Consider the following 632-nt stretch of genomic DNA (forward strand, 5'->3'; position numbering starts at 1 on the left):
GCCGAAGACGACCAACAGATGGCGGAAATCCGTGCCCTGCTCCTGAAGCATCGCGTGCTGTTCTTCCGCGACCAGGACATCACGCGCGCGCAGCACGTGGCCTTTGCACGCCGCTTTGGCGAGCTGGAGGACCATCCGGTGGTGGGCAGCCATCCCGATTACCCGGGACTGGTTCAGATCTACAAAACCCCGGACAGTCCTCCCGATCGTAACGAGAATTCCTGGCATACCGATGCCACCTGGCGCGAAAAGCCACCGCTAGGCTGCGTGCTGCGCTGTATCGAGTGCCCGCCCGTGGGCGGCGACACGATGTGGGTCAACATGGTCGAGGCCTATAACCAGTTGCCCGAGGAGATCAAGACGAAGATCGCCGCATTACGCGCGCGCCACGGCATCGAGGCCAGCTTCGGTGCCGCCATGCCGATCGAAAAGCGTCTTGCACTGAAGGCTCAGTTCCCGGATGCCGAGCACCCGGTTGTGCGCACCCATCCTGAAACCGGAGAGAAGATCCTGTTCGTCAACGGAAGCTTTACGACGCACTTCACCAATTACAACGTGCCCGACAACGTGCGCTTCGGCATCGACAAGGCGCCGGGTGCCGCCAATTTGCTGAACTACCTGGTCAGCCAGGC

Annotated in this window: 1 protein-coding gene; it reads left to right on the forward strand. The window is 61.6% G+C overall.

Annotation, left to right across the window (positions count from 1 at the left end):
• Positions 1–632: TauD/TfdA dioxygenase family protein (locus tag AC3WL8_RS39990; protein WP_492380268.1), on the forward strand; the 632-nt coding region annotated here is incomplete at both ends.

The sequence above is a fragment of the Cupriavidus sp. FW305-F7 genome, from assembly GCF_058782875.1.